At 40.4% G+C, this 23,226-nt stretch carries 24 protein-coding genes and 1 pseudogene; 17 read left to right on the forward strand and 8 right to left on the reverse strand.

The annotated features are described in order from the left end of the window. Nucleotide 1 precedes the first annotated feature (1 nt). The 15 genes from BDE36_RS16985 to BDE36_RS17050 all read left to right on the forward strand — a co-directional run bounded on the left by BDE36_RS16985 (nt 2) and on the right by BDE36_RS17050 (nt 16,221). Nucleotides 2-670: a ferric reductase-like transmembrane domain-containing protein gene (locus BDE36_RS16985; protein ID WP_141815808.1), complete on the forward strand. Its 669-nt coding sequence runs from the start codon at nt 2-4 to the stop codon at nt 668-670. Between the two features lie 152 nt (nt 671-822). Beyond that, on the forward strand, nt 823-1,167 hold the full coding sequence (locus tag BDE36_RS16990) for a hypothetical protein (RefSeq protein ID WP_141815809.1): 345 nt from the start codon (nt 823-825) through the stop codon (nt 1,165-1,167). Between the two features lie 2 nt (nt 1,168-1,169). Continuing rightward, entirely contained in the window at nt 1,170-1,670 is a 501-nt protein-coding gene (locus tag BDE36_RS16995; protein WP_141815810.1) for a DUF2231 domain-containing protein, read from the forward strand. Between the two features lie 3 nt (nt 1,671-1,673). Then, a complete protein-coding gene (locus tag BDE36_RS17000; protein ID WP_141815811.1) occupies nt 1,674-2,585 on the forward strand; it encodes a cation diffusion facilitator family transporter in 912 nt (303 codons plus the stop codon). 31 nt (nt 2,586-2,616) lie between these two features. Then, nucleotides 2,617-2,931, forward strand: coding sequence for a DUF6660 family protein (locus tag BDE36_RS24365; RefSeq protein WP_161987671.1), 315 nt, complete (start codon nt 2,617-2,619; stop codon nt 2,929-2,931). Between the two features lie 240 nt (nt 2,932-3,171). Continuing rightward, complete coding sequence (locus BDE36_RS17005) at nt 3,172-7,533, forward strand: CusA/CzcA family heavy metal efflux RND transporter (protein WP_141815812.1); 4,362 nt, start codon at nt 3,172-3,174, stop codon at nt 7,531-7,533. Between the two features lie 13 nt (nt 7,534-7,546). Further along, nucleotides 7,547-8,761 (forward strand): efflux RND transporter periplasmic adaptor subunit, encoded by a 1,215-nt coding sequence (locus BDE36_RS17010; protein ID WP_141815813.1) that lies wholly within the window; start codon nt 7,547-7,549, stop codon nt 8,759-8,761. 51 nt (nt 8,762-8,812) lie between these two features. Further along, nucleotides 8,813-9,157, forward strand: coding sequence for a four-helix bundle copper-binding protein (locus BDE36_RS17015; protein WP_141815814.1), 345 nt, complete (start codon nt 8,813-8,815; stop codon nt 9,155-9,157). 70 nt (nt 9,158-9,227) lie between these two features. Next, nucleotides 9,228-9,593 carry a SpoIIAA family protein gene (locus tag BDE36_RS17020; RefSeq protein ID WP_141815815.1) on the forward strand — a complete coding sequence of 122 codons (366 nt, stop codon included), beginning with the start codon at nt 9,228-9,230 and terminating at the stop codon, nt 9,591-9,593. Next, nucleotides 9,569-10,486, forward strand: coding sequence for a cation diffusion facilitator family transporter (locus BDE36_RS17025; protein ID WP_211360928.1), 918 nt, complete (start codon nt 9,569-9,571; stop codon nt 10,484-10,486). The genes BDE36_RS17020 and BDE36_RS17025 overlap by 25 nt, the downstream gene beginning before the upstream one ends. A gap of 42 nt (nt 10,487-10,528) precedes the next feature. Then, complete coding sequence (locus BDE36_RS17030) at nt 10,529-10,708, forward strand: DUF2188 domain-containing protein (RefSeq protein ID WP_141815816.1); 180 nt, start codon at nt 10,529-10,531, stop codon at nt 10,706-10,708. A gap of 34 nt (nt 10,709-10,742) precedes the next feature. Further along, nucleotides 10,743-11,357 carry a hypothetical protein gene (locus BDE36_RS17035; RefSeq protein ID WP_141815817.1) on the forward strand — a complete coding sequence of 205 codons (615 nt, stop codon included), beginning with the start codon at nt 10,743-10,745 and terminating at the stop codon, nt 11,355-11,357. A 10-nt stretch (nt 11,358-11,367) separates the two neighbouring features. Then, nucleotides 11,368-13,392: a heavy metal translocating P-type ATPase gene (locus BDE36_RS17040; protein ID WP_141815818.1), complete on the forward strand. Its 2,025-nt coding sequence runs from the start codon at nt 11,368-11,370 to the stop codon at nt 13,390-13,392. Nucleotides 13,393-13,426: 34 nt separating this feature from the next. Next, nucleotides 13,427-14,008, forward strand: coding sequence for a GNAT family N-acetyltransferase (locus BDE36_RS17045; RefSeq protein WP_141815819.1), 582 nt, complete (start codon nt 13,427-13,429; stop codon nt 14,006-14,008). Nucleotides 14,009-14,013: 5 nt separating this feature from the next. Next, the gene (locus BDE36_RS17050; protein ID WP_141815820.1) at nt 14,014-16,221 is read left to right on the forward strand and encodes an ATP-binding protein; all 2,208 of its coding nucleotides are present in this window, start codon (nt 14,014-14,016) and stop codon (nt 16,219-16,221) included. Nucleotides 16,222-16,499: 278 nt separating this feature from the next. On the opposite strand, the gene tnpC is transcribed toward BDE36_RS17050, so the two are convergent. From tnpC to tnpA, 4 genes are read right to left on the reverse strand one after another with little or no spacing between them, the layout of a single operon-like run. Further along, complete coding sequence (tnpC, locus tag BDE36_RS17055) at nt 16,500-18,116, reverse strand: IS66 family transposase (protein ID WP_141815469.1); 1,617 nt, start codon at nt 18,114-18,116, stop codon at nt 16,500-16,502. A 29-nt stretch (nt 18,117-18,145) separates the two neighbouring features. Continuing rightward, nucleotides 18,146-18,358: a hypothetical protein gene (locus BDE36_RS17060; protein WP_141815468.1), complete on the reverse strand. Its 213-nt coding sequence runs from the start codon at nt 18,356-18,358 to the stop codon at nt 18,146-18,148. A gap of 18 nt (nt 18,359-18,376) precedes the next feature. After that, complete coding sequence (tnpB, locus tag BDE36_RS17065) at nt 18,377-18,742, reverse strand: IS66 family insertion sequence element accessory protein TnpB (RefSeq protein ID WP_141815467.1); 366 nt, start codon at nt 18,740-18,742, stop codon at nt 18,377-18,379. Continuing rightward, nucleotides 18,739-19,044, reverse strand: a complete 306-nt coding sequence (gene tnpA, locus BDE36_RS17070) for an IS66 family insertion sequence element accessory protein TnpA (RefSeq protein ID WP_141815466.1) — start codon at nt 19,042-19,044, stop codon at nt 18,739-18,741. The genes tnpB and tnpA overlap by 4 nt, the downstream gene beginning before the upstream one ends. A 71-nt stretch (nt 19,045-19,115) precedes the next feature. Between tnpA and istA the strand changes: the two genes are divergently transcribed. Both istA and istB read left to right on the forward strand, forming a co-directional pair. Further along, nucleotides 19,116-20,642, forward strand: coding sequence for an IS21 family transposase (gene istA, locus BDE36_RS17075; protein WP_244939636.1), 1,527 nt, complete (start codon nt 19,116-19,118; stop codon nt 20,640-20,642). Between the two features lies 1 nt (nt 20,643). After that, complete coding sequence (gene istB / locus BDE36_RS17080; protein ID WP_141813394.1) at nt 20,644-21,360, forward strand: IS21-like element helper ATPase IstB; 717 nt, start codon at nt 20,644-20,646, stop codon at nt 21,358-21,360. A gap of 38 nt (nt 21,361-21,398) precedes the next feature. On the opposite strand, the pseudogene BDE36_RS17085 reads toward istB, so the two are convergent. The 4 genes and pseudogenes from BDE36_RS17085 to BDE36_RS17100 form a co-directional block, all read right to left on the reverse strand. Beyond that, nucleotides 21,399-21,777 (reverse strand): annotated as a pseudogene (locus tag BDE36_RS17085) (type I restriction endonuclease subunit R, EcoR124 family). Nucleotides 21,778-21,917: 140 nt separating this feature from the next. After that, entirely contained in the window at nt 21,918-22,370 is a 453-nt protein-coding gene (locus tag BDE36_RS17090; RefSeq protein WP_141815822.1) for a protein-export chaperone SecB, read from the reverse strand. Beyond that, nucleotides 22,370-22,825: a helix-turn-helix domain-containing protein gene (locus BDE36_RS17095; RefSeq protein ID WP_141815823.1), complete on the reverse strand. Its 456-nt coding sequence runs from the start codon at nt 22,823-22,825 to the stop codon at nt 22,370-22,372. The genes BDE36_RS17090 and BDE36_RS17095 overlap by 1 nt, the downstream gene beginning before the upstream one ends. After that, nucleotides 22,794-23,204 carry a hypothetical protein gene (locus BDE36_RS17100; RefSeq protein ID WP_141815824.1) on the reverse strand — a complete coding sequence of 137 codons (411 nt, stop codon included), beginning with the start codon at nt 23,202-23,204 and terminating at the stop codon, nt 22,794-22,796. Before BDE36_RS17100 ends, BDE36_RS17095 begins: the two co-directional genes overlap by 32 nt. Nucleotides 23,205-23,226 lie beyond the last annotated feature (22 nt).

The raw sequence follows: 23,226 nt of genomic DNA on the forward strand, positions 1-23,226 counted from the left end.
TATGAAATCAAAAGTTCAATCCCGCTTTAAGGGAAGATTGGTACATCATGTAACTTTAGCGCTGGTCACCATAGTCCTACTGGGAAGCCTTTATTACCTTGTACAATCTCCCGATACTACCTTTAAGTGGAGCATGAGTACAGCCTATGTGTCTCTGTTGTTTTTAGGGTTAACCTTAATTACTGGCCCAATCAATTTACTGCGTAAACGGCGCAATCCGGTTTCTACTGATCTGCGTAGGGATATAGGGATATGGAGTGGAATTATTGGCTTGGCGCATGTTGCCATTGGTTGGCAGGTGCACATGGGCAATATGTTGCTTTACTTTTTTAAGGAAGACAAGACCACTAACGAATTCACTCTCCGTTCAGACCTATTTGGTTTCGCCAATTATATGGGATTAGCTGGCGCACTGATTTTAGTGCTTCTATTGGCGCTTTCAAACGATCTATCCTTGAGAAAACTAAAGGCTCCGCGATGGAAATACTGGCAGAGATGGAACTATGTATTGTATTTGCTGGTGATCATTCATGCGATAACTTACCAGGTTATTGAAAAGCGAACGTTGCCCTATCCGCCACTATTAACTTTGCTTATTTTTCCTATTTTAGTTTTACAATTGTTAGGTGTCACACAAATTAGAAAAATAAAACAGAGTGAAAAATATTAACGAAGTACTAAAACTATAAATGGATTTGGGTGGTAGTAGAAGCGATAGATGAAAGATTGTAAAACTGGCATTGTTTGTGCCAAATTTTCTGCCTAACAATTCCTATTATGAATTTGTTATTTTATAAACAACAGTCATTAAAAATCAGAACAATGAAAAAATTAATCTTAACAGCAGCGTTTGCAGCATTTTCTTTAGTCGCTTTCCAGGCATGTAATAATAGTGGCAGCAGCAGTGCCGAAGTAGAAAATACGGATGTCGTTCCATCTGGCACCTATAACGGAACAGCAGATAAAGTGGATCCTGATGAAAAAGAAGTGTATGTTAAAACAAGCGACGGGAAGATGCTAGAGCTTTATTTCACTGAACAAACCAAGCTCACCCAAAATGGGCAAACAGCTACTTTTGATGCCTTAAAAGAGGGACAAAACCTGGAAGTTACTGTAGAAAAGAAAGGAAACAGATTAGAACCAATGGCAGTTAATATTATGCAATAAGCATGGATAAAGTTTCAGCTATTTGGAGAACGGAGCTCTGGCATCCTTTGTCAGTCCATTATCCAATAGCATTTTTGATATTAAGCACCATTCTTGGTATTTTAATCTTCATTCTTGGTAATAGACATAATTTTGAAACTCGCCTGAGATTTACGATGTCATTACTTTTATGGAGCGGCACATTACTTTTGTGGCTTGCGTTTTATACAGGCAAGTTGGCTTACAGCGTAGAAGTTAGAAGAATTTGTGATCCGTTCGTACTAAAGAATCATCTCTATTGGGCAAACGTCACCAGCTTTGTTTTTTCTGCTGCAACAATCACAGATGTTCTTCAAAAAATTGCAGCTATTAAAATAAATAAATTGCTTGTGCTTGTTACAGTTATTTTAATGATTGCCGGATCAATTTGTCTCGGTTATACCGGCCATCTTGGAGCATCATTGGTTTATGAGCAGGGTGCGGGAGTTCATCAGCCAGCTTCAGATTGCAGTGACTATAAATAATCTATGGAAATTTCAGACAACAAAATTATAATACCAAATAGAGGTTTAAGAACTACTTTAATAGGCATCATAGTAAGTGGCATCCTTGCAATCATTAAGGCTTTGGGCGGTGTCTTCGGACATTCGTACGCTTTAATAGCCGATGCTATCGAATCCACTGCGGATATTTTTACATCCAGTATGCTATGGCTGGGACTAAAGTGGTCTGCTAAACCGGCAGATAAGGAACATCCTTATGGGCATGGTAAAGCAGAGGCACTAACAGCGATTGGAATAGCCCTTGCTTTAACTATTGCAGCCTTTATTATAGCTAAAGAAAGTATTCACAATATTATAACTCCTCATAAAGTTCCTGAAGCATATACCCTGATCATTCTTGTTGTCGTGATCGCAACCAAAGAGCTGTTATATAGATATGTTTTAAAGACAGGATTGGAAATCAACAGTGGAGCAGTAAAAGCAGATGCATTTCATCATCGGAGTGATGCCATAACTTCTGCCGCAGCCTTTATAGGAATTACCATTGGTTTAATTGGCGGTAAGGGCTACGAAGTAGCGGATGATTGGGCGGCGTTATTTGCCTCTTTAATTATTGTGATCAATGCTTATAAAATTTGCAGGCCCGCTATCGGTGAATTGCTTGATGAAGACCTTGAACCTGAACTAAATCAAAAAGTCAAACAACTGGCTGCTGAAATTCAAGACGTAATCCTCGTTGAAAAATGTCATACCCGAAAAATGGGTGTTATGAACCATGCAGACCTTCATATATGGGTAGACAAAAATCTGACGGTAGAACAGGGACATGATATAGCCCATAAAGTGAAGAACCATGTGCAAAAAAGCCTTCCCCAGTTTATAGATGTAATGATCCATGTGGAACCGGCAAAACACATTTTTAACTTGTATTTATAATCAAACCAAAATTACTATCTTTGCAAGATTCATGAAGTTTACAGCTTCCATATTGACTATCGTTATTTTAGCAATGCATTTTTTGCCTTGCTCCGATGCTTTTGCCATGAACAAAAGTAGCCGATATGACTCTGTACAAAAATCTGCCGACAATGATACACATAAGGATATTGATGAGTGTACCCCTTTTTGCTCTTGCGCCTGCTGCGCTATCCCATCTGTAACGCAAGCTCAAATCGCAATAAAAGTTCATGTGCCGGACTATTCAAATACATATAGGCCACATATACCCGGCGATTTTATCGATGTTAGCCTTCCTATCTGGCAACCTCCTCAATTAGGTTAAGTACTTCTTTCTTTATTTAAATCTATGACTGCGAAACGCAGCTCATAGTTCAAGTACATGTATTGCTTTACCCAATACAAATGCCTACACAGATTAAAAAAAGCAGAAAAAAGAAAAGAAAAATTTCTACTGTCCAAATTGTCCGGTTGATAATCTATTATCTGCTGGCTGCAATTCTGGGAGCTGCAGTCTTTATGCGTCTATGGCATTACTATTCATTTCACTATAAGTAAATAAGAAATGCTTAATAAAATCATTCATTTTTCTATTCATAATAAATTGGTAATTGGCTTATTCACCCTGGCGCTCATCGCGTGGGGCTTGTATTCGCTTAAGCAATTGCCAATTGATGCTGTACCCGATATTACAAATAACCAGGTACAGGTTATTACTTTAAGCCCTTCTTTAGCGACACAGGAAGTAGAGCGTTTAATCACATTCCCGGTAGAACAGACGATGTCCACCATTCCCGAAATAGAGCAAGTACGCTCTATTTCCAGATTTGGCCTTTCAGTAGTCACCATTGTTTTTCATGATAATGTTGATATATACTGGGCAAGGCAACAGGTCAATGAAAAGCTGTCCGAAGCCAAAAATAATATTCCTCCCGGTATTGGAAACCCCGAAATTTCTCCTATTTCTACAGGCTTAGGTGAGATCTATCAATACGTTATCCATGCAAAGCCTGGCTATGAGAAAAAGTATGATGCGATGGAATTACGCAGCATACAGGATTGGATCGTTCGAAGGCAACTTTTGGGAACTCCCGGAATTGCCGAAGTAAACAGCTTTGGCGGCTTACTTAAACAATATGAGATTGCCATAGACCCGGATAAATTAAACAGTTATGACCTGAGCATCAGTGATGTATTTAATTCATTAGAAAGAAATAACCAAAATACAGGTGGTGCTTACATCGATAAAAAGCCCAACGCTTATTTCATTCGAAGCGAGGGCTTGGTAGGCTCATTAGAAGATATCAATAAAATTGTAGTAAAAAACACACCTGACGGACTTCCCATTTTAGTAAGAGATATTGCCAATGTCCATATAGGAAATTCAATTCGTTATGGCGCACTAGTTCGTAACGGAGAAGGAGAAGCTGTAGGTGGCATTGTGATGATGTTGAAAGGAGCCAATGCTAATAATGTAGTTGGACAGGTAAAAGATAAAATTGAGCGTATCAATAAAACACTGCCTGAAGGTGTGGTTGTAGAACCATTTCTTGATCGTAGTGAGCTGGTAGATAGAGCAATGGGGACTGTTGCGAAAAACCTCATAGAGGGAGCTCTTATCGTAATTTTTGTGCTGGTGCTTTTCCTGGGTAATTTCAGAGCCGGGATTGTTGTTGCTTCGGTCATTCCATTGGCAATGCTATTTGCTATTGCACTGATGAAAGTATTTGGAGTATCCGGCAACCTAATGAGTTTGGGCGCAATTGATTTTGGTTTAATAGTCGATGGCGCAGTCATAATTGTGGAAGCCACTATGCATCTCTTGGGTACAAATAGAGCCGGCCTACCACTCACACAGGCACAGATGGATCAACAGGTGGAAAAGTCTGCAACAAGAATGATGAGTGCAGCGGCTTTCGGACAGATAATTATTTTAATCGTGTACCTGCCGATTTTAGCTTTAGTAGGCATTGAAGGTAAAATGTTTGGCCCGATGGCACAAACAGTATCCTTTGCCATATTGGGCGCATTCTTACTATCATTAACTTATGTACCCATGATGTCTTCGCTGTTGCTCAGTAAAAAGATTTCTCACAAAAAGAACTTTTCTGATCGGATGATGGATTTTTTTCAGCGATACTATAGCCCAATGATTAATGGCGCACTTCGTAATCGCCTCTTAGTTGTAGGATCATCTGTTATAATTTTAATTGTAAGTATTGTTTTATTTATGAGAATGGGGGGAGAATTTATCCCGACGCTGGAAGAAGGGGATTTCGCTGTTGAAACTCGGTTATTGACAGGAAGTTCATTAAGCCAGTCAATAGATAAAATAAATCAGGCATCTGGTATCCTGATGAAAAAATTTCCGGAGGTAAAAGAAGTAATTGGCAAAATAGGAGCAGCAGAAATTCCTACAGATCCAATGCCTATGGAAGCAACCGATCTCACCATTATTCTTAAAGATAAAGATGAATGGGTAAGTGCAAAATCAAGGGAAGAACTAGCAGAAAAAATGGCAGCTGAACTGGAAAATGTAACGGGAGTAACTTTTGGTTTTTCTCAGCCTATACAACTTCGCTCGAATGAACTGATTTCGGGGGTTCGACAGGATATTGGAATAAAAATATTTGGTGATGACCTTCAAGAACTTACAGATTTATCACAAAAAATTGGGAAAATCGTAAATACAGTTGATGGGGCAAAGGATTTGTACCTGGAACAGGCTACCGGCCTTCCGCAAATTGTAGTTAAGATTAACCGGGATCAGATTGCCAGGTATGGGTTAGATGTCGAAACCGTCAATCAAGCTATTAATGCTTCATTTGCCGGTCAATCTGCCGGTTTGGTATATGAAGGCGAAAGGCGTTACGATATGGTGGTAAGGCTGTCTGAAGAAAACAGGCAGGGAATAGACGATGTAAAAAATATTTATGTCTCCGCGCCAAACGGAAATAAAGTTCCGCTGGCCCAATTAGCTTCTATAGAATTTCAAGTCGGCCCTAATCAAATACAACGGGAAGATACAAAAAGAAGGATCATTGTTGGATTAAATGTACGCGGACGTGATATTGCAAGCGTTGTTGAAGAAATCCAGCAGAAAATAAACCAGCAGGTGAAGCTTCCCGCAGGTTATTATATTACCTATGGTGGACAGTTTGAAAATCTTAAAGCAGCCACCGAACGGCTTTCTGTGGCAGTGCCAGTTGCTTTACTTTTGATTTTACTCCTACTTTATTTCTCATTTGGATCTGTCAAACAATCCATCCTTATTTTTTCTGCCATACCAATGGCAGCAATCGGAGGTGTATTTGCATTATTAATTAGAGACATGCCATTTAGCATTTCAGCCGGTGTAGGTTTTATCGCCTTATTTGGTGTGGCTGTATTAAACGGGATAGTTTTGATCACAGAATTTAACAGGTTAAAACTAAGCGGAATTCATGATCTGAAAGAAATAGTTTTAAAAGGTACCGCATTAAGATTAAGACCTGTTTTAATGACCGCCACAGTGGCCTCTTTTGGTTTTTTACCAATGGCTCTTTCTACTGCTGCAGGTGCAGAGGTTCAAAAACCTTTAGCTACCGTAGTTATTGGTGGTTTGATCACTTCTACCATATTAACCTTACTGGTTCTGCCTGTCCTATATACCTATTTTGAAAAATTCAAAAGTAAAAAGTCAAAGGTTGTGCCTACGGCTATGGCTATTATAATTGGTTTGTTTTTCATGCCTTTTAATACAAAAGCTCAGCAGGTTCAAAAATTAAGTATGCAACAGGCCGTAGATAGGGCTTTATCGAACAACCAGATCATTAAGACGTCCGGTTTGCAGATTAATCAGCAGCAGGCATTGAGAAATACTGCTACGGATCTTGGGAAAACCAGCTTTGATTTTCAATACGGACAGATAAATACCATAAAGAGAGATAATAATTTTTCCGTCAGCCAGAGTATTCCATTTCCAGGGCTTTTTAGAAATCAACGTCAACTTTTTGATGCACAAATTAAAAGCAGTCAGTTAAACCTTTCAGTCAATCAAAATGAATTGACTTATCAGGTAAAAAGTACATATACGCAGTTAGCTTATTATAAATCGTTGCAAAAGCTGTATCAAAGCCAGGATTCTATCTTCAGCAATTTTTTAAAAGCATCATCTCTGCGCTATCAAACCGGAGAAACTAATTTACTGGAAAAAACTACTGCCGAAACTCAGCTAAATGAAGTCCGCAACCAACTGGAAAAGAATAATGCAGACATAGCTATTTACACTTCGGAGTTGCAGCGATTGTTGAATACACAAGAAACGTTAGAAATTGCACAACAAGAGTTACAGAAAGAGAAATGGAACATCGCTAATCTTGATAGTATCAATACTAACCCATTATTGGCATTTCAGAAACAACAAATAGAGATAGCAGACAAAGCTATTGGGGTTGAGCGGGCAAAAGCAGGCCCTGACTTTAATATTGGTTATTTTAATCAATCTATTATTGGCAACCAAACAGTTAATGGGCAGGAACAGTATTTTGATGGCGGCAAAAGATTTCAAGGCATACAGGCCGGTATAACTATTCCTCTTTTCTATAAACCTTATTCTTCTCGTATAAAAGCCGCCAAAGTTCAAATGCAGATTGCAGAAACTCAGTTTGATTTATTTGAGACTAATCTACAGGCTCAGTACAAACAGGCTTATCAGGATTTGCTGAAAAATTCAAAGAGCATTGATTATTATGAAAAGAGTGCTTTACCAAACGTAAACCTCATTTTAAAACAATCTCAAATTGCATTTCAAAGCGGGGAAATCAGCTATCTGGAATTTTCGCAGGCATTAAGAACTTATTCAGATATCCGCTTTAACTACTTGCAGGCAATTAATCAATACAATCAATCACTATATACCCTTCAATATCTTGTTGGATTAAAATAATTAATACAAAAACATGAAAAAACTCATTCAGTTTAAACGATTTTTTTACATCACTTCCATGGCGGCATTTTTTCTTGTGTCGTGTGGGAATAATAAAGATGCTGAAAATACAGAAACCGAAGTACCGGCTAAAGAGGATGCAAATACGGTAGAACTTACCCCTGCACAATACAAAACATCAGGTATTACTTTGGGTAAAATTGAAAAAAGATCAATTAGCGGTACATTAAAGGTAAATGGTTTTGTAGATGTACCGCCAGAGAACTTAATCAGTATCACTACGCAAATGGGCGGTATTGTTAAATCTACCCCACTGTTGCAGGGAAGCGTTGTAAAAAAGGGTCAGGTAATTGCCGTTCTCCAAAATCAGGAATATGTTCAGATGCAGCAGGATTACCTTGAAAATAAAAGCCAGTTGGAGCTTTCAGAATCTGAGTACAACCGGCAACAGGAGCTTGCCAAACAAAATGTGAATTCGCAAAAAGTTCTGCAACAGGCAAAATCACAATACCAAACTATGCGTTCACGGGCGAGTGCTTTAAAGCAAAGATTGCAGTTGATTAATATTAATGCTAATTCACTTACCCCGGATAATATCAGGAGTACCATTAATATTTATGCTCCGATAAATGGTTATGTAACCAAAGTAAATGTCAATTCCGGAAAGTTTGTTAGTGCAAACGACGTCATGTTCGAAATAGTAAACAGTGCAAATCTGCATGTAGAGCTAAAGGTCTTTCAAAAGGATGTAAATAAAGTAGCTAAAGGACAGAAGGTTCGTTTTTCATTGCCCAATGAATCTGAAGAACGTACAGCCACGGTTACGCTGGTAGGTAGGGAAATAAATGCTGACAGAACAGTTACAGTACATTGTGTTGCAGATTTTAAAAGTAAAAATTTAACGCCGGGAGCCTATTTGCAAGCTTCTATTGAAACAGGAGGCAGTGAGGTTGATGCCCTGCCAGAAACTGCCGTGGTAGACTTTGAAGGTAAAAAATATATTTTTCTTGAAACAGGAAAAAATATTGCCGAAAAAGAGCAGGAAAAAACTGCAAAAACTACAGAGAATACCTATCATTTTTTGATGGTAGAAATTACAACTGGTCCGACTGATGGAGGTTATGTACAAGTAGAGTTACCAGCAGATTTTGATAAGAATAATGCCAAGATAGTAACTAAGGGGGCATATGACTTATTATCTAAAATGAAAAATAGTGAGGAAGAATGATTATCAACCTTGGTAGAAATAAATCTACATATAAATAAATCTATTAAAATTATGGAAAATCAAAATCATGAACAACTCGTTCAAACCTTGCTAAACTGTGCTTTAGCTTGCGAAAACTGCGCTGCCCAGGGCTTCGCCGAAGGACAAACAGGGATGATGGAAAAATGTATCCCGATGGACATTGACTGTGCTGACATTTGTATGCAGGCAGCCAGATTATTACAGAGAAATTCTCCACTTGCGCATGAGTATCTGTTAATCTGTGAAAAAGCTTGCAGGCTGTGTGCCGAGGAATGTGCTAAACATGACCATGAGCATTGTAAAAAATGCGCTCAGGCTTGTAACGAGTGTGCAGAAGCCTGCCATGCACATCATGGTAATGTTCAATTAAGCTAACAAAAGAAAGTATGCGCTACTTGATGCAGCGCATACTTTTTATTTATGAGTAAAATCAATAAAAGATATTATGCTACAGATCTTAGGGCAAACAGAAGGCAACGTAATTGCCACAAAAGCAATTGAGAAACTTACAAAATCAGATTATGCTGTTCTGCTTCCTGTATTAATAAACAGGCTGCAAACTTATGAGAAAATCCGCTGGTATTTTGAAATGGAGAACTTTCAGGGATGGGAGTTAAAAGCGTTTTGGCAGGATGTAAAATTTGACGTTCAACATGCTAATGATTTTGAAAAGATAGCAATGGTTGGTGATAAGAAATGGCAGGAATGGATGGCTGATTTAATGAAGCCATTCACGAATGCAGAAATAGAGTTTTTTGAATTAAAGGATAGGGAAAAAGCATTTGAATGGATAAAAAAAGCAATAGAATAAAAATATTGAAAATGGAAATCGCATCTACATCTTATAAAAACAAAGGAAGGCTTAAGCTGGTGTTAGGTTTAACACTTACTTACCTTATTGCTGAAATTATTGGCGGCATTCTTACCAAAAGTCTTGCTTTGCTTGCTGATGCAGGCCACATGTTTACCGATGTTGGGGGGCTTGCTCTCGCCCTTTTTGCCATTAATATAGCTTCCAAGCCTGCATCTCCCGAAAAAACCTATGGGTATTACAGAGCAGAAATTTTGGCTTCGTTAACCAATGCCATTGTGCTGATAGGAATATCCATCTATATTCTTTATGAGGCTTATCAAAGATTTTTAAATCCTCCAGAAGTACAAAGCAAGGCGATGTTAATTGTGGCTGCAATAGGATTAGTAATCAACATAGCAGGCATGCTTATCCTTAGAAAATCTTCTAAAGAAAGTTTGAATATGAAGGGGGCTTATTTTGAAGTTCTATCTGATATGTTGACATCAATAGGAGTAATTGTAGCAGGTGTGATTATGCTAACTACAGAATGGTATTATGCCGATCCTCTCTTATCTGCTGGTATAGGCCTGTTTATTCTCCCAAGAACCTGGATTTTACTTAAGGATTCTGTTTCAATACTATTGGAGGGAACTCCTAAAGACGTAAACATCGCGGATCTGCGAGCTGGAATTTTGCAATTAAATAATGTTGAAGAATTACATGACTTACATGTCTGGTCGCTTACATCGGGAGTAAATGCCATGAGTGCTCATATTATCATTTCAGCAAATGCTAATTACAACGAATCTTTACAGGATATGAATAGATACATAACAGATAATTTTAAGATCACCCATACTACATTACAGTTAGAAAAAACAGGAAATAATGAATCTCAAATGCACATATAAGCAAATGATAAAATTAATATTCACACATAAATTAAAAACATAATGAATTGGAGATTTGAAGATTTTGAACCGGATTTAAAGGAGTTGAAACCATCAGTTAAAGAGAAGGCTATAGAAATAGCTAATAAACTTTTAAAGAATGGAAAATTTACCGATCAGGGTGAAGCACTTAAAGAAGGTATTAAACAGGCAGAGGAATGGTTCATTAATATGGAAGGCTAATACTGCCATTTGATAAACTTAACGTCTTTGAAAATTGACACAGATACTTATAGGAAGTTTTTTACTGAGTGTATTACATGCAGTAATTCCCAATCACTGGCTGCCCATATTAGCTATTGGTAAAAAGGAAGGATGGTCAACAAAAGAGGTAACACAAGTTACGTTGATATCGGCATCCGCTCATGCATTGAGTACTGTACTATTGGGATTAGTCTTAAGCTATTTAGGCGCAGAGATGGAAAATCATATTAATGAATTTACCCATCTGATTGCACCGTCCATTTTAATCCTGCTTGGGTTGGTTTTTATTTATCGCCATCACAGGCACAAGCATTTTCATATTAATGAAAACCTTAAAAGAAAGCGGTCTAAAATCCAGATAATAATGGTTTTAGGTGTGGCGATGTTTTTTTCACCTTGCATGGAGATTGAAGGATATTTCTTATTAGCCGGGACACACGAAGGTTGGTTGGTCTGGTTTATTGCTTTGATGTATTTTTTAATAACGATCACAGGTATGGCATTATTGGTAAGATATGCATATAAGGGATTACTAAAAATAAACTGGCACAAATTAGAACACAATACAGGAATTATAACCGGAATTACTTTAGTAATAACCGGGATCATTAGTTTTTTTATACACTAAAATTAAAGTTATGAGCAAAGAATGTTGCAATAATGAGGATGGCCAAAAAGTAAAGTCCGGCCCAACAACTGGTAAAAATAAATTGGCAGAAAAAGATTTGCATTCACACAAAAATGGCCACGATGAAGGCAATAAGGAAGATGATGGACACGATCATGGATCTAAGGAGACATCAGATAAACCAGCCTGGTTACAACATTGGAACTTATTAGTATCCCTGCTTATCCTTGCCGTTTTGCTGGTTTTGGAATATGCTTTTGATGTTAAATTTAAAAATCCACTTTCATTTATTATAAATGCAATTGCCTACTTACTGGCTGGGTGGAGTGTTTTAGGAATGGCTTTCCGCAAAGCCAAACGGGGAGACATATTTAATGAATTCGTTTTGATGAGTGTAGCCACCTTGGGAGCGTTTTACATTGGAGAATATACGGAAGGCGTTGCTGTAATGGTATTCTACTCTATTGGTGAATGGTTTCAGGATTCCGCTGTAAATAAGGCTAAAGCCAGTATCAAAGCCTTACTGGATATACGCCCGGATGAAGTAACAGTTATTCGAAATGGCACAACTGAGGTATTAGACCCATCTGAAATCCAGTTAGGAGAAAATATCCAAATAAAGCCGGGTGAAAAAGTTGCCTTGGATGGCGAATTACTTTCAGAAAGTTCGTCATTTAATACGGCCGCCCTCACTGGCGAAAGCAAGCCAGATACCAAATATAAAGGTGAGCAGATTTTTGCCGGAATGATTAACTTAAATACTGTAGCAGAGGTAAAAGTAACCGCCTTATTTAAAGACAGTAAGCTTAGTAAAATTCTGGAAATGGTGCAGGATGCTACCGCTCGAAAATCCCAGACACAACTATTCATTTCCCGATTTGCAAAAGTATACACCCCAATTGTATTCTTTCTGGCATTAGCTTTAGTCGTAGTTCCATACTTTTTTGTCGATAGTTATGTGTTTAATGAATGGTTATATCGTGGGTTAGTTTTTCTTGTGATTAGCTGTCCTTGCGCATTGGTAGTTTCTATCCCTTTAGGATACTTTGGTGGAATCGGCTTAGCTTCCAAAAATGGTATTTTATTTAAAGGAGGCAACTTTTTGGATGTGATGACAAAGGTAACAGCCATTGTGATGGATAAAACGGGTACCTTAACTAAAGGAGTTTTTAAAGTTCAGGAAATAGTAGTCCAAGATTTTGATGAAAAGGAATTAGTACGGCTGGCGGCAGCATTAGAGAAAAATTCTACCCATCCCGTAGGTGAAGCTATTGTAAAATATGCTGGTAATACTATCGGCAATACTACAGCAACCGGTGTTGAAGAAATAGCCGGACATGGTTTAAAAGGTACCGTTGAAGGAAAAGAAGTGCTCGCAGGAAATTTAAAGTTGATGAAAAAATTTCAAATAGCTTATCCTGTTGAAGTTGAAAAAATCGCTTATACCATTGTAGTAGTATCAGTTAATAATAAGTACGTAGGGTACATTACGATTGCTGATGAAATTAAAGAAGATGCGGCACAGGCCATAAAAGATATTCATGACCTGAATATTAAAACAGTAATGCTGTCAGGTGATAAACAGGCTGTTGTAGATGAAGTTGCAAAACATGTAGGAATTGATGCCGCATACGGAGATTTGTTACCTGAAGCAAAAGTTGAAAAAGTGCAAGAGCTTAAAAATCAAGGCTTTCACATAGCATTTGTTGGCGATGGTGTAAACGATGCCCCTGTAGTAGCACTGGCTGATGCGGGAATTGCAATGGGTGGCCTGGGAAGTGATGCAACCATAGAAACTGCGGATGTTGTAATTCAAAATGATCAGCCCTCAAAGCTTGTTTCGGCTATTAAAATAGGAAAGATTACCAGAAGCATTGTTTGGCAGAATATTATTCTTGCGATGGTAGTAAAGGTCATTGTACTAAGTCTGGGTGCCGGTGGTATAGCAACTTTATGGGAGGCGGTAATAGCAGACGTTGGGGTTGCTTTGCTTGCAATTTTAAATGCAGTACGCATACAAAGGATGAATTTTTAATCATAACCATTTATTAATCAAATACATGAAATTTATGAAAAAGGCAGAATACACCGACAAAGCTTTGATAGTAGATATACTAACGAAGTCGTTTGAAACCAATCGAAGCGTTAATTACATCGTAAAACAAGATGAAAAAAGGATAAAGAGGGTTAGTGCGCTGATGGATTATTCCTTTGAAGTCTGTTATGCATTTGGGGATGTGTTTTTATCTGATGATAAAAAAGCATGTGCGCTGGTACTTTATCCAGATAAAAAGAAAACGACAGTTAAATCTATCCTGCTGGATCTAAAACTGATTCTTTCCTGCGTCGGTATAGAGAACATAAAAAAAACGCTCAATAGGGAATCTATGATTAAGAAAATCCAGCCGAAAGAGATCATGTATTATTTATGGTTTATAGGTGTTGACCCAGTATATCAAAATACAGGAATCGGAAGTGTATTCCTCGATGAATTAATAGAAGACAGCAAGCTAAAAAGAAGGCCGATTTATCTGGAAACCTCTACACTGAAAAATCTTCCCTGGTACCAGAAGTATGGTTTTAACATATACCACGAAGCAGATTTAAGCTACAAACTATTTTTTCTTAAGAGAGAGCTTGCTAAACAATAGTGTATATGCTGGTTTTCGGAACGGAAATGCATATTGTCACATCTATTTTCGTGTGTTTAGAAACGGTTATACTTTTTTATCTGGCTACCTATAAATTAGCCCGGCCAGATGATAAGACTGCTACTCTGAACATGGTTCTTATTTCTTTGCTTATAGTTTACAATGTTACAGGCGGTTTACTTCCTGACCCTGATTTACCCGGATCATTTTTTCTACAGGAGATTATTGCTTATGCAACAGGATTTATTACACCCTGTTACTTCCCCTATTATGTTTACCAAACATTCGGGCTGGAGAAAATGAGGTTTCATGCGTACAAAGGAGTTTATATTTTTTTAGTCGTTCCTTATCTCATTTTTGTGATGGTCTTTGCAGAATCAGGAGATTTGGCGACAGCGCAGCAATTACTTATACTGCCCGTATTGTATGCGTTATGGGTAATCTACACACTAATAAAAGCGGTCCAGCATAAGTATAACAACAATTTCAGCAGTAAGGAATCGAAAACCGAAATAGGCATTTTGTTTTTTAGTTTAACACCATGGATCGGTTTACCCTTTATCGCCTACTTCAATCAGAGTCAGGTTATAGAGGCTTCCATCACAAACACCGGTTTTTTGCTTTTATTCGGGCTTCAGGTGAGCCGTCATATTCAGCACACAAGGTTGGAGCATCAAAGGCTAATAGAATCTGAGCTGCTCCTTTTAAACTGGAACACAAATTTGCAGGAAGAGGTAGACAAAAGAACACAAGAACTCGAAAAATTGAACGAGCAAAGAACGAATAATTTTATCAACCTTGTTCATGAAACCAAGACACCCCTAACCCTTGTAAATAATTACCTGGAAGAATACATTAATAAGTATGGCTCGGTTGCTGAATTGGATATTATAAAGGGAGGCATCGACAAAATGACAAATGACATCACTAATTTATTCGATCTTGAAAGATTCACAAAAGGGTTTAGCGTTTATGATCACAATCAAATAACTGATTTTAGTGAGATTTTGAAGAACAGCTTTACCTTGTTTGAATACTACTGTCAGAAACAAAACCTGAAATGCATCAAAAACATTGAAGAGAATGTTTTATTGAAAGCGAATTCCCATGCGATTTACAGAATAGTGAACAATCTGATTGAGAACGCAATTAAATTTTCAAATACGGGTGGATTGGTGGAGGTTACATTGAAGTCTAATAGTGATAAACTTTTGTTTTCAGTAAAGGATAGCGGAATTGGAATCTTGCCTCATCTTCAGCATAAAATCTTTAAGCCGTATTATCAAATAGGTCACAAGAAATCAGCCTTGCAGGGCATGGGACTTGGTTTGCCTATAGTTAAAAAAGTAACAGATAGTTTAGGTGGACGTATTCAGGTAGAAAGTAATCCTGCGAAAAAACCTGGAACAACAATTACCATAACGCTCGACCGATATAATTTAAAAGAAGGAGAGGCAAAAGCTAAAGACACGTCGAAAACGAAAACGCTAATTTATAGCATTGAAAACTTCGACATAAACGATACGCCTTATGTTCCGGATAGACAATCTATATTACTCATCGAAGACAATAAGGCCATGCTTCACTTTTTATATAAAAAGCTAAGCCTTAAATACAATATTTTTTGCTCCTTAAATGGATCGGAAGCCCTGAAAAAATTAGAGACACTGCCAACCGTCCCTGATTTAATTTTATCTGATATCATGATGGATAAAATGGATGGCTTTGAATTTGTTAAGATTATTTCCGAACAGGCAAATTATGGTCATATCCCAATTATATTCCTGTCTGCCAGATCCACGCCAACAGACAAACTCAAAGGTTTGCGTTTGGGCGCTATTGATTTCATCCAAAAACCATTTTCGTTTGAGGTGCTGTATCAGAAGATTGAGACGGTATTGAACACCATTTTGAAGCAAAAGAAAGCGATTTTAGACGCTTCTATTTCAAACCTGAAAGTTCTAAGCGGCCAGGAAATTAACACGGCTTCAAGTACCGGGCTGGCGCCCTCATTAGACCAAAAATGCAAGCTTTACCAACTGACCAACAGAGAGATTGAAATTGTTAAACTTATCTTAAAAGGAACTCAGTATAAAACGATAGCTAAAACTTTGTTTATCTCCGAAAAGACGGTGTCCAAGCATATTCAGAACATCTTTGAAAAGGTTAACGTCACCAACAAGGTAGAGCTTATAAATAAGCTGAATTCCTAACAAAACTCTCCGGGATTACTGTACAAGTCATTAATATACTATCTTTTACGTACGAAAATGCGGTAAATGCCCTATTCTTCTTGCAATGGCAAATAGGCACCTTTGAATATGGAAAATGTTCACCTTATTCAATCTATGAAACATGTGCAGAAGATATATTTTGGAATGGCTAGATTCCCTCATTACCGTTTCCCTTAATCCCAAGAAGACCAATTTAGCAACAATAACTGTATCCATGCCGTAAAATAGGTATTTGATTCCTGGGGAATATTTCAGTTTTAGCCGGCCATCATCATATCCTGACCTTGAACAGGAGTATATATTCGTTGGGCCTTCGGCTTCCAATTGTTAGGAAGCAATTCATCAAGTCTTTCTTTGGGTGCAAAAACCAGATAAGGCAGCCTGGCCAGCACATCTTTGAGATAGCTGAAAGGATCAATGCTATTGAGTATGCAGGATTCTGTAATAGAATAGATGATGGCACTTCTTTCGGCCGATTGATGGTTGCCGGCGAACAACCAGTTCTTACGGCCTAATCCAATGCAGCGAAAACGGCCTTCAAGGAGATTGGTATCCGGAAGCATTCTTCCATCTGTGGTATAGTGCATCAGTTTATCCCATCTCTTAAGCATATACCGGCAGGCTTCTGCTATGGCAGCCCTGTGGTTAAGTTCCATTAGTTGCTTTTCTGCCCATTCTTTCAGTTCTGCCAGTATGGGAAGGGAAAACTCCTGGCGCATCCGTAAAAACTCCTGCTCATTTGCCCCCTTGTCCCGTGCTGAAGATTCTAGGGCATATAATGCCCCGATCATCTCCAATGCTTCTGTGGCCCGTTTCTTATCACCGGAGAGGGCTTTAAAAAAATTGCGCCTTGTATGGACCCAACATCCGGCGTGTACCATATCTTTTCTGTCTTTCAATAATTTATCATAGCCACCATAAGCGTCTGTCTGAAAGGTACCGCTATAGTCGCCGATAAACTGTTCTGGATAGTCGGCAGCCCTCCCTTCGGCATAGTCCATGACCACCAATTTTACCAGCGGTGCCAGATAGCCCCAGATATAGCCCTGGTGCTTGCCTGACTCTTTATGGGTATCCAGTACTTTGATGGTGGTTTCATCGGCCATCAGATAATCACTTTGAAGAACCTGTTCTTTCATCCGGCTGTAGATGATGGCCAGAAGGTTGATCGATTCCTTTACCCAGCGTCCCATGGTAGAGGTGTTTACAATATCCTCCCCGTAGCGGTTGAGCATTTTCACCTGGCGGTAGTACGGAAGGTGATCACAAAAACGGGATACCAGTACCCAGGCCAGCAGCCCTGCCCCTGCGATACCTTTATGTACCGGGCGCTGTGGCATGGGGGCGATAGCCACTCCTTTGGTGCGGGGATCGGTAAAACGGGGCCTTGAGATGACCCGCACAAAGAAGCTGCCCGGACGGTAGTCCAGTTCTTCGGTAATTTCAGCATCGATACGCACCATCTCCTGATGGTAATTCTCCGGAAGGATTTCCACATATTCGCGGGGAAGGTTTGCGCTCAGTTTTTTGCGCCCGCAAGGTTTCAGGCGGCGCTGATACCGATGCTGCGGTTCACTGGCAGGCACAACCTCTGCAGACGCTGTTTCTTCTGCATCCTTCTCCCTGCTGGTCTCTATTTCCGGCTGGTCTGCGAAAGGGATTTCCCCCTGGACGGTATTCAAGTCAGCCTCAGCAAGCGCCCGGATGTGTTTCTCGCTTTTTTTACCCCAGATGAGCTGCGCGTATTCTGCCAGCGTTCTGCGGTCCTTATAATGACGGTCTTCCAACTCCTCAATTCGGGTAAGCAGCCGCTGTACCAGCGACTGATATTCTTCCCGGGTAAGGGTTTCAAACAGAGGAATGATGACCTGCATTATGCTTTAAATATAGGCCTTTAAACGTATTAAAGCAAGTTTTTACCCCTTAAAAGACGCTCATTTTGTTCATCTATTTCATTCAGAAAAGCCTTACGCGCACTCAGGTCGGAGAGCTCATTTTGCAACTGCTCATTCTCATTTTTCAGATAGTCAATCTCACCCTTGAGCCCCTCCATCACCTTTTGGTATTCCTCTGGGGTCAGGTCTTTAAACCGGGGTAGTTTCCGCTTCTTCTTCATGTCCGTAAAGTTAATCTTTTAAGGGATTCCCCGCCGCTGATACCGCTTACGATAACTGACGCTCTGCAGCTTTACCCCCTGAAGGATCAGTTGCAACTGGGTTCTGCTAATGATGGCCCGTTGGTCGTCCCCACTATGGCCCGGTCTTTCAAAGGTGCCTGCTTCCAGACGTTTGTGGTAAATACTGAAACCGTCGCCTTCCCATAATAATAGTTTGACCTGGGTACCCCGCCGGTTAATAAAGATATACACCTGATGGTTCAGCGGGTCTGCTTCCATTTCATTACGCACCAGCCCGCACAGGCCTTCAAAGGTACGTCTCATGTCAGCATGGCCGGTATACAGATAATAAGAAAGGTGGGCGGGCAGCGATAGCAGGCTCATCCAAGCAAACTTTTGATGTATTCTGCACTCACCTGGCCCTGAAGGATAATCCGTATACCCCGCGGCAGTTCAAGGGTGATCTCCAGATGGGGGGCCTCATCTTCTTTCACTTGCAGGGGGGCAAAGGCTGGTATCCCGCTTTTTTGTCTTGCTTTCTTTTTCTTTCCGTAGATCCAATAATGAAGGGATAACACTGGAATGCCTGCTTCCCAGCTGTAGGACTTCTGGCTCTTGCCGCTGTCCCGCCATTGCTGTACATGATACTCCCGTTCTTCTTTCGTGTAGGCTTTGACTGCTTCCATCTTTGATTTTTTTTTCAAAGGTAGAACGCTCCCGTATTCTTTAGGGAACCTACATTACGGGACGGATACAGATAAAACAACTATTACGCTTACACACCCAGGGCTATTCTATTAAGGCCATCGCACGAACGCTGAACATCAGCAAGAACACGGTGAAGTCTTATCTTGCCAAGCTTCAGTCTGCTGCCCTGGACCCACAGGAACTGCTTCAGTTGGAGGATCCTGTCCTGGAAACCCGGTTCCATTCCGGTAATCCTGCTTATAAGGATCCACGTTATATTCATTTCAAAGGAAAACTGGAATATCTCTCCAAAGAGCTTAAAAAAATAGGGATGACTAAAAAACTGCTGTGGGATGAATACATTCTGGGTTTTCCCCAGGGGTATGCCTACTCCCAGTTCTGCTTTCATCTGCATCAGCAGCTTGTTGCCCGTAAGCCGACCTCTGTATTAAGCCATGAGCCTGCCGATAAGCTGTTCGTCGACTTCGCCGGCAAACAGATCAGTTATACAGACCGCCAGACCGGGGAAATTATCAGTTGCCAGTTGTTTGTAGCCTGTCTTCCTTTTTCTGATTATGCTTTTGCTATGGCTGTACCCTCTCAGCGAATCGGTGACTTTCTGTATGCCCTTTCCTGCTGCCTGAAAGAATTGGGCGGGGTACCCCGGGTACTGGTACCCGATAACCTTAAGTCTGCTATCGTCAAGGCAGACCGGTATGAGCCGGAGGTCAACCGGAGCCTGGAAGACTTTGCCAATCATTATCAGATGTCGGTCGTGCCTGCAAGACCGGGCCGTCCCCGCGATAAAAGTCTGGTTGAGAACCAGGTAAAGCTGCTCTATACCAGAGTGTATGCCCGGCTGCGCAACCGGCAGTTCTTCGATCTGGCTTCTCTAAATCAGGCCATCAGCGAAAAAGTACGCGAGCATAACCAGACCCGCATGCAGCGTAAGGACTACTGCAGGGAAGAACGCTTCCTGGCCGCTGAAAAGCCGTTACTCTCTGAGCTGCCCCAGCAGGACTTTGAACTAAAACACTATTGTGAACCCAAGGTAGCCAGTAACGGGCATGTCAGTGTTCAGAAACACTTTTACAGTGTTCCCTACACGCTGATTGGTTCCAAAGTAAAGGTGATCTATACCCGCAGTATGGTCTCTATCTATGCTGAAGGGAAACAGGTGGCTGTCCATATCAGAAGCTACAGCGGGGGATATACTTCGGTAAAGGAACATCTGAGTTCTGCTAATCAGGCCTGGCTGAACCGCAGTCCGGAATATTACCTGGAGCGGGCCCGTTATAAGTCGGAAGATCTCTACCGCCTCCTTGAGATCATCTTTCAGCAGGACCGTTATCCAGAGCAGTTGTACCGCACCTGCGACGGCCTGTTCCGTTTACACCGGAATACCGAGGCAGAAAAGTTCACCCGTGTTTGCCGGATCGCTGTGCAGCACCGGATCTGCTCCTATAAGGCCATCCAGAAAATACTGGAGAACAACATGACGCTCTATCTGCAGGAGGAGAGCATTGAACATCCGCTTCCTGCCCATAACAATATCAGAGGAAAAGAATACTATATACAATCCACTATTCACTTTTAATATGCAAATCGAAACACAACTCAAAGAGCTGCGCCTGCATGGAATGTGCCGCAGTTGGCAGGTACTGCTGGAGACCCGCCGCCATCACGAACTGAACCTCTCAGAGGGCCTACAATTGCTGCTGCAGGCCGAACAGGAACAGCGCAGCGGAAAACGCTTTGACCGTCTGCTTAAAAATGCCGGCTTCCGCTACCGGGCTTCTGTGGAAGAACTGAACATGGATGCCTCCAGGGGGATTGACCGTTCACTCATTACGGACCTTGCCATGGGAACTTATCTCTCCAGTGGAGATGCCGTTCTGATCAGCGGGGCCTCAGGTGCCGGTAAAAGCTTTCTGGCTTCTGCCCTGGGGCACCAGGCTTGTGCACAGGGATATAAAGTGGCTTATTATAACCTGCAGAAGTTACTGCTGCGCACGAAGATGAGCCGGATTGATGGGAGCATCTATAAGTTTATGGAAAAGCTTTCGCGCACGGAACTGCTCATTCTGGACGACTTCGGACTCACTCACCTGGAACAGCAGCAACGCATGGATCTGATGGAAATCATAGAAGACCGTCATGGCCGCAAATCTACTATCATCGCCAGCCAGCTGCCGGTGGCAAGCTGGTATGATGTGATCGGTGAAGAAACGATTGCTGATGCCATACTCGACCGGCTGGTACATACCGCTTACAGAATTGAACTTAAAGGTGAAAGTCTAAGAAAAAAAAGGTAAAATTGTCAGGCCTTCAGAATCTATGGGCCAAAACCAAATTAGGGGGTCAGTATGCCCGGTACGGGGTCAGCATCTCCGGAATCTCCACGAAGGGGGAGGTTTTCCTGGATGAACTTTTCTATCAGTTCGCGTTTGCTCCGCAGCGTTACTTCGCTGCCAAGGAGGTCGATGATAATTTTCCGCTGTTTTTCGGCGTCTGATGGGTTAGCGGTTTTAAGCCTGGTCAGCAGTTTTAAAATATATACTACATTGATCTGGTCACGATGGATCAGTTCGGGAGCTGTCGTACAGGTCGAGGTATTTACTTTTGAAGTTCTCGAAATCCTGCTCGCTGATGCCGAGATCGTCCCAGCTGAAATCGGCATAGGAAGAAAGGATGTTCTTATTAACAAGAGTTACGACTAATAAAGATATCAAGACTGCTAAGTTGACTATACTTGATTGTTTTTTGCATCATGAGCCTATAGATTTTACAAAAAAAACAACGCGTAGCAGTTTAAGCAGCAAGGGTATGTAGTTAGGTGGTAAATTGATTTGTTGTTTTGGTTCACCAACAACTAAACTCTTTCAGACTTTTGAACAAACAAATCCGTAATATCAATCGGAGGAAGATCATAAGGACCAAATACAGACAAACTTGTGGTTTGAAGTATATGAGTCCTTAAGCGATTAATTAAAAGATTAACAGCAGAATAATTTCTCAGATTATCGCGATGTGCTTCTGTCAGTGCCGCATCAGGACTGATTCTAAATACCCCTGCTCCCTCGACAGAAATTTTATATCCAGCAATCAAAATCTCGTCTGTATTGATATCTATTTTAGTAAATACCTGGAATTCATCTGAGCCGGTATCCTGAATATCAAAGTCGATATCGATAATGTAATCTTTAAAAAAATCGGCGGGATTTATCTTTTTCTTCTTGGGTTTGACTTGTGGTTGTACAAATTGAAAATTGCTTTGAAGCAAGGCAAAATTTAACCAGGAAAGCGGAGAAACTTTTGCTTTCATTATGCTATTTTTTGTTCATTATAATCAATTCGCAATGCAACGGAAGTATGTTTGCCGTAATCTGGGGTTAAATTCTTGTAAACGGCTACGAATCCATACGGATTTTCCACCGCGGGAAATTCAAATTTCGTTTTCGATATATCTGCATTAGTTTCCTTGGCCTTAACTTCAAACTTTAAGCTCAAAGCCTCCTGAATCCTGGCAAGAATCGTAAAGTTAGGGAGGCGATCACCTCTGAAAAGTTGTGTTATATAACTAGCAGATGTACCTATCCGCTCAGCCAACGCCTTTTTGTTTAGGCCTTGCTGTTCGAGTGCATGTTCAACTTCACTCAAAAAATGAAAGGCTAATAATCTCGCCTCCTGTTCAATTAATTCTTCTTTGGTCAAGCTGTTAAACAACTCATCAAAAGACCTTTTAATCTCAGCTGGGCTCAACGATTTCTTTGTAGTCATAACTTGCTACTCTATGGATGATGTTTAAAATTCTTTGATTGATTTTTTGCGTTTTCTTGCTTTCCAATAGTTCGGATGCGATAATCACAAAAGTCTTATCCTCCCTTGTAACTTCCCTGCAGTATATGCGAGCATTCTCTTGTCCTTTAAAAAATTTCATCGCCCGAACTCCTTTAGACTTTGCATCGGGCTCTTCCTTGTCGTAAAGTTCAGTATTCCTGAGCCCATTCAAAATTACATTAGCTATATCTCTAAACTTGCTCTTATGCCTTTTGTCAGCACCTAGGAAAGCAAGGATCATTTCATAATTAGATTCGTCCACGGCTATGCACCGTTTTCCATCTTCTGACCGAGTGATAACTATTGCTTTCCTAACCATACAAACTTAAGCTATTGCTTAA

The sequence above is a fragment of the Arcticibacter tournemirensis genome (assembly GCF_006716645.1).
In the GTDB taxonomy this organism is placed as follows: domain Bacteria; phylum Bacteroidota; class Bacteroidia; order Sphingobacteriales; family Sphingobacteriaceae; genus Arcticibacter; species Arcticibacter tournemirensis.

Bases quoted from the DNA above. Each gene is read 5' to 3' on its own strand.
- BDE36_RS16985 (WP_141815808.1), top strand. From the start codon at position 2: ATGAAATCAAAAGTTCAATCCCGCTTTAAGGGAAGATTGGTACATCAT.
- BDE36_RS16990 (WP_141815809.1), top strand. From the start codon at position 823: ATGAAAAAATTAATCTTAACAGCAGCGTTTGCAGCATTTTCTTTAGTC.
- BDE36_RS16995 (WP_141815810.1), top strand. From the start codon at position 1,170: ATGGATAAAGTTTCAGCTATTTGGAGAACGGAGCTCTGGCATCCTTTG.
- BDE36_RS17000 (WP_141815811.1), top strand. From the start codon at position 1,674: ATGGAAATTTCAGACAACAAAATTATAATACCAAATAGAGGTTTAAGA.
- BDE36_RS24365 (WP_161987671.1), top strand. From the start codon at position 2,617: ATGAAGTTTACAGCTTCCATATTGACTATCGTTATTTTAGCAATGCAT.
- BDE36_RS17005 (WP_141815812.1), top strand. From the start codon at position 3,172: ATGCTTAATAAAATCATTCATTTTTCTATTCATAATAAATTGGTAATT.
- BDE36_RS17010 (WP_141815813.1), top strand. From the start codon at position 7,547: ATGAAAAAACTCATTCAGTTTAAACGATTTTTTTACATCACTTCCATG.
- BDE36_RS17015 (WP_141815814.1), top strand. From the start codon at position 8,813: ATGGAAAATCAAAATCATGAACAACTCGTTCAAACCTTGCTAAACTGT.
- BDE36_RS17020 (WP_141815815.1), top strand. From the start codon at position 9,228: ATGCTACAGATCTTAGGGCAAACAGAAGGCAACGTAATTGCCACAAAA.
- BDE36_RS17025 (WP_211360928.1), top strand. From the start codon at position 9,569: ATGGATAAAAAAAGCAATAGAATAAAAATATTGAAAATGGAAATCGCA.
- BDE36_RS17030 (WP_141815816.1), top strand. From the start codon at position 10,529: ATGAATTGGAGATTTGAAGATTTTGAACCGGATTTAAAGGAGTTGAAA.
- BDE36_RS17040 (WP_141815818.1), top strand. From the start codon at position 11,368: ATGAGCAAAGAATGTTGCAATAATGAGGATGGCCAAAAAGTAAAGTCC.
- BDE36_RS17045 (WP_141815819.1), top strand. From the start codon at position 13,427: ATGAAAAAGGCAGAATACACCGACAAAGCTTTGATAGTAGATATACTA.
- BDE36_RS17050 (WP_141815820.1), top strand. From the start codon at position 14,014: ATGCTGGTTTTCGGAACGGAAATGCATATTGTCACATCTATTTTCGTG.
- tnpC (WP_141815469.1), bottom strand. From the start codon at position 18,116: ATGCAGGTCATCATTCCTCTGTTTGAAACCCTTACCCGGGAAGAATAT.
- BDE36_RS17060 (WP_141815468.1), bottom strand. From the start codon at position 18,358: ATGAAGAAGAAGCGGAAACTACCCCGGTTTAAAGACCTGACCCCAGAG.
- tnpB (WP_141815467.1), bottom strand. From the start codon at position 18,742: ATGAGCCTGCTATCGCTGCCCGCCCACCTTTCTTATTATCTGTATACC.
- tnpA (WP_141815466.1), bottom strand. From the start codon at position 19,044: ATGGAAGCAGTCAAAGCCTACACGAAAGAAGAACGGGAGTATCATGTA.
- istB (WP_141813394.1), top strand. From the start codon at position 20,644: ATGCAAATCGAAACACAACTCAAAGAGCTGCGCCTGCATGGAATGTGC.
- BDE36_RS17090 (WP_141815822.1), bottom strand. From the start codon at position 22,370: ATGAAAGCAAAAGTTTCTCCGCTTTCCTGGTTAAATTTTGCCTTGCTT.
- BDE36_RS17095 (WP_141815823.1), bottom strand. From the start codon at position 22,825: ATGACTACAAAGAAATCGTTGAGCCCAGCTGAGATTAAAAGGTCTTTT.
- BDE36_RS17100 (WP_141815824.1), bottom strand. From the start codon at position 23,204: ATGGTTAGGAAAGCAATAGTTATCACTCGGTCAGAAGATGGAAAACGG.